General features: G+C 41.6%; 4 protein-coding genes. 3 read left to right on the plus strand and 1 reads right to left on the minus strand.

Annotation, left to right across the window (positions count from 1 at the left end; translation table 11 throughout):
- Nucleotides 1-410: 410 nt before the first annotated feature.
- Nucleotides 411-1,064, minus strand: a complete 654-nt coding sequence (locus JWP71_RS06040; protein WP_299497960.1) for a hypothetical protein — start codon at nt 1,062-1,064, stop codon at nt 411-413.
- A gap of 149 nt (nt 1,065-1,213) precedes the next feature.
- Here JWP71_RS06040 and JWP71_RS06045 point away from each other — a divergent pair, with 149 nt between their 5' ends.
- From JWP71_RS06045 to JWP71_RS06055, 3 genes are all read left to right on the plus strand, one after another.
- Nucleotides 1,214-2,290, plus strand: coding sequence for a winged helix DNA-binding domain-containing protein (locus JWP71_RS06045; protein WP_299497962.1), 1,077 nt, complete (start codon nt 1,214-1,216; stop codon nt 2,288-2,290).
- A gap of 122 nt (nt 2,291-2,412) precedes the next feature.
- The gene (locus tag JWP71_RS06050) at nt 2,413-3,930 is read left to right on the plus strand and encodes an alpha/beta hydrolase (protein WP_299497963.1); all 1,518 of its coding nucleotides are present in this window, start codon (nt 2,413-2,415) and stop codon (nt 3,928-3,930) included.
- Nucleotides 3,930-4,754 carry an alpha/beta hydrolase gene (locus tag JWP71_RS06055; RefSeq protein WP_299497964.1) on the plus strand — a complete coding sequence of 275 codons (825 nt, stop codon included), beginning with the start codon at nt 3,930-3,932 and terminating at the stop codon, nt 4,752-4,754. Before JWP71_RS06050 ends, JWP71_RS06055 begins: the two co-directional genes overlap by 1 nt.
- Nucleotides 4,755-4,893: the final 139 nt, after the last annotated feature.

The raw sequence follows: 4,893 nt of genomic DNA on the forward strand, positions 1-4,893 counted from the left end.
CATAAGCAAGTCGAACAAAATCAGCTTCACTAATTTTGCTTTTTCCTGCTTTTCAAGAATATTGAAAATACCTGCTATAATTCGCTTCAAGGCAAGGGGCAATTAAATTGTTTAACTATTTGTAAACAATACGCACAAAAAGAATAATACGTTGCCTTGCCGTTCGGGAAGTTTTTTTTGCAGTATAAAAAAAGATGCTGTATCAAAATTGATATTACAAAAATCAGGACAGAATTATATTTTCCGGACTTAACTCTCTCTGCGTTACTTTGTGACTTCTTTGCGCACTCTGTGGTAAAAATTTAAACGCAGAGGCCGCAAAGGAGACACAGAGATCACAAAGGCCAAATATTATTTTATTGCTATTTACTGTTAATGACTTTTGATACAGTCTCCAGAATTTGCGTGCCTTAATCTCTAATCGGGCTTGAGGTAATTAAACCGTCTTTAACCATTTGGTCGTAAATTGATTTTAGGTAGCCTTTTAAAAAACTATCAATATTAACCGGATCATAAGTTTTTGATTGCGCGGCCCATATCAGCTGTTCATTACGCGCATTATATAAATTGGTTTCCAGGTAATACACTTCTTGCTCATCATAATAGTCCGGAGCATAAATAGATGGGTACCAGTTATTATAATAATTCCAAAAATTGTTATAATAGCCATACCTTAAACCCGGGTTCCAAAAGCCACTTCGTGGTATGTAATGCGTTTCGGTTGTCTGCTTTAATAGGGCGATAGTTAAAATTCCATCAGCACCTGTCGACTGTATTTTACTCAATATCAATTCTTTCCGCTGCCCGGTTTGTGTGCTAAAATTAGGCGGAAATACATCTGTGCTTTTTACAATCATTATGCCTTTTTGCTCTAATTGGTGCTGTAGGCCATTTTCAACGGCCTGCTTTGCAGGGATATTGTTGGTTATAGCCGCCACAAAAATTTTTTTGTACCCGTTAGCTGTTGCGTTGGGTTTGCGCCAAGAGCTGGTAACCATTGTTGTTGTGCCGCAACTAAACAAAATGGACATTACTACCAGCAAGGCTTTAAATGAGTTTTTCATTATATTGTTTATTTTAAATATGCAGGGGTAAATATTTTATTATTAGTATTTTAGATCAAAAAGCACGCCATAAATAATACATATTTCTCTATGATTTTTTGCGAATTGATCTCCATCCGGCTATAAAATTTTACTACATTGCTTTTATAATGAGCAATCGCGATATACTGCAACAACGCCTGATCAACCAGCAACTAATGGGCTTAAAATTTACCAAAGCACATGAGCTGGTAAGTTATATGGGCTGTATACAAGCGCAAGATTTTTATGGCGCTAAATGGGCGCTAGGCACCAGGATAAAAGGGTTAACCGATACTTTGGTTGAAAAAGAATTTAACGAGGGCAAAATAATTCGCACACATGTTTTGCGCCCCACATGGCACTTTGTTTCGCCCGGTGATATTGGCTGGATGTTAAAACTTACCGCTCCGCAAGTAAAAAAGTTAATGGCCGGTTACCTGGTTAAAGAAGGAATAGATAGTGCAATATTAAAGCAAAGCAAAAAAATATTTGAAACTGCACTTACCGGGGGCAATCAGTTAAGCAGGGAAGAACTTATTCCGCTGCTAAAAGGGCAAAATATAAAAACCGGCGATAATCATCTTTCCTTTTTACTTTTAGATGCCGAGTTGGATGGCCTGATTTGCAGCGGAGCAAGAAAGGGAAAGCAATTTACTTACATGTTGCTTCAAGATCGCGTACCTGATAGTAAATATTTAGATAAAGATGAGGCACTAGCCGAACTTGCAAAAAGATATTTTATAAGCCGCGGCCCGGCTACCGTACATGATTTTGCCTGGTGGAGCGGGCTCACAATAACCGATGCGAAACGTGGCCTCGAATTAAGTAAACCTAATCTTGACCATCAAATTATAAATGGGCAGGCCTATTGGTTTTTGCCGGTTATAACAGAACAAAAACTTGTAAACACGGTACGGTTATTACCTGCTTATGACGAGTATTATGTGGCTTATAAAAACCGATCCTTCGGTATTGATGATAAGCATAATACGCTAAGCGGTAGCGGGATATTTAAGCCGCCCGTTGTAGTTAACGGGCAAATAGCAGGTTCCTGGAAGCGCATTGAGAAAAAAGACAAAGTATTTATTGAAATAGAACCCTTTGTTAAAGTAAGTAATCAAATCGCCCAAAAAATTGTTGCCGAGGCAAAACGGTATGCCAGGTTCTTTGATAAAAAAAGCGAGGTTGCGTTCCCAACGGCTTAAAATGAAATAGTTATGTTTAATTTCTGTTACGTTAGCCGTAATATTAATTAATGCATTAAGTTTGTTTAAGCTGATACCAGCAACCCAGTTAAACCAACCAATAAAACACCAATAACCTAAAAATGAAGACTTGCTTTAAACCTGCACTACTTATTGCCATTTGCTTTTTGTTAATGATAACAGGCAAAACATTTGCCCAGGGTTTTACCCCTTTCGAGGGTGAAAAAACCTCATGGCATGGCTTTGACCGTTACGACTATTTGATGGATACGGAAACCTTTACCATAACCCCCTTTATAGCTACACCCGAAGAGCGTACCGGCATGGACGATAAAAATACGCCAAAGGGTAAAATACGCTGTATAGTCATCGTACCTAAAACAGCAGCGCCGGGTAACCCCGCTACATGGCGCGGATATTACTGGGACCATGAGTCACAATCAGAAGTAGAGCTGCTGAAGCGCGGCTTTCATGTGGTTTATTGTAATATAGACCCGGGTAAACCGTGGGAAGTATGGTATGATTTCTTTACCAAACATGGCCTCACCAAAAAACCTGCATTTAGCGGCATGAGCCGTGGCGGTATAAATGAATATGCCTGGGCAACTACCCATCCAGATAAGGTATCTTGTTTATATGCCGATAATCCGGCCATCCGGCCCGAAAGCTTTGCTGCTTTAAACCTGTTGGTTAAAAATGACATACCCGTATTTAGTCTTGTAGGTACCGAAGACTTTTTATTGCCCACCAATACCCTGCCTATTGAAGATACATATCTGCGTTTGGGTGGCCGTATGACCATGATGATTAAAGAGGGTACCGCCCATCATCCGCATAGCGTAAAAGATGCTACGTTTATTGCCGACTGGGTTGAGCAAAACATCAAGCCAACCGCCAGCGATCCGCTATTTGCAGATACTGCCGCCTACGTAAAAACTTACTACTACAGCCTTGAAAATAAGTATCAGTTTTTAAAAATAGAAAACACGTATGCCACCGTACGCGGACCAATGTTTACGCCAACTTATGATGTTTATATGGCTAAAAGCGCCACCCATTACGGTATAAAGGGGTTAACTATTATCGCCCCAAATAAACCTGCTGCGGGTAACCCATGGGTTTTTAGGGCTGATAGGGTTTTAAGCAGGGATGCTACTGTTGAGCAGGCTTTGCTGGCTAAAGGATATTATATTGTGATACCGCCAATTACCGCGCAAAGCGGACCGGTACGTAAAGACTGGGATAAAATATACGCCACACTTACCGCTAAAGGATTTTCTAAAAAACCGGTTATGGAAGGCACAGGCGCTTATGCCGGCGAAGCTTACGAATGGAGCATTTATAACCCCGATAAGGTATCATGCATCTACGTGGATAATGCCGCCATGCGCAGCCTGATGGAGAAAAAAGCGCCTATTGATACGCTTGCGCCATTAGCCAAGGCACATATACCAACCCTGCATGTTAGCGGCGCTACCGACCCATGGTTGGCTACTGATACCCGCGTTGCCGAACAAAAATACAAAGCCCTTGGCGGCAGCATGACCGTTATAATTATACCGGGCGAGGGTCATTTTCCGCATGTACCTCGTGATCCTGCGCCGATAGTTGCCTTCATCGTTAAAAACACAAAACAGTAATGCTTAAAAAGTTCCCCTTACTTTTAATAGCGCTGTTGTTTACTGCAGTGGCGTTTAGTCAGGAAAAAAAAAATCCCTACGGACGTAATGACTCCGTAGGGAAATACTATGATGTGCGCGGTATTAAAATGTATACCGAGGTTTACGGCACTGGCAAACCCTTGCTGATGATACACGGCAATGGCGGCAATATGGGGGCCTTTGGTGGCATTATACCCTATTTTGCTAAAAAGTACCAGGTAATTGCGGTGGATAGCCGGGCACACGGGCGCACCCGCGACGACCGCGACTCGTTAAGTTTTGAAATGATGGCTGATGATTTTGACGCGTTGCTTACCGCCATGCATATAGATTCTTGCTATGTGCTGGGCTGGAGCGATGGAGGCATTAATGCCATTGTATTGGCTATGCGCCACCAGGATAAGGTAATAAAACTGGCATCCACAGGTGCTAACCTATGGCCCGATTCTACCGGCATTGTTCCTTCCTACTGGAAAGACGAGTTAAAAGATTACAACAACTGGCAAAAGAAAATGCCGCTAACTACTGCGGACGATAAAAACACCTACAAAATTTTTATGCTAGACTGGCTGCAACCCAACATCCCGTTAAAAGCACTCAAAGCTATTAAATGTCCCGCCCTCATCATCGGCGGCGATCATGACCTGATACCAGTGCCCCATACCGTACAAATAGCCCAGGCTATTAAAAACTCTTATCTGTGGATAGTCCCCAACTCGGGCCATGGAACCTTGCAGGAGCATAGGGATGAGTTTGATAAAATAGTAGATGACTTTTTTGAACGGCCGTTTAAGAAGCGGTAAAATACCATAATCAGCGCGTCATTGCTGTAAGGGTTTAGTAATTCGGTAACAAAATTAGGTATTTATTTTTTGTTGTTTAGGGAGACCATATCGATAGGTTTTTTGCCATTAATACCTTGATGCGGCCTTTCCCAGTTAT

This window comes from Mucilaginibacter sp. (genome assembly GCF_028287845.1).
Lineage (GTDB): Bacteria > Bacteroidota > Bacteroidia > Sphingobacteriales > Sphingobacteriaceae > Mucilaginibacter.

What these genes read in the sequence shown, in the direction of transcription:
- JWP71_RS06045 (WP_299497962.1), top strand. Translation starts at nt 1,214, where the DNA reads ATGAGCAATCGCGATATACTGCAACAACGCCTGATCAACCAGCAACTA.
- JWP71_RS06050 (WP_299497963.1), top strand. Translation starts at nt 2,413, where the DNA reads ATGAAGACTTGCTTTAAACCTGCACTACTTATTGCCATTTGCTTTTTG.
- JWP71_RS06040 (WP_299497960.1), bottom strand. Translation starts at nt 1,064, where the DNA reads ATGAAAAACTCATTTAAAGCCTTGCTGGTAGTAATGTCCATTTTGTTT.
- JWP71_RS06055 (WP_299497964.1), top strand. Translation starts at nt 3,930, where the DNA reads ATGCTTAAAAAGTTCCCCTTACTTTTAATAGCGCTGTTGTTTACTGCA.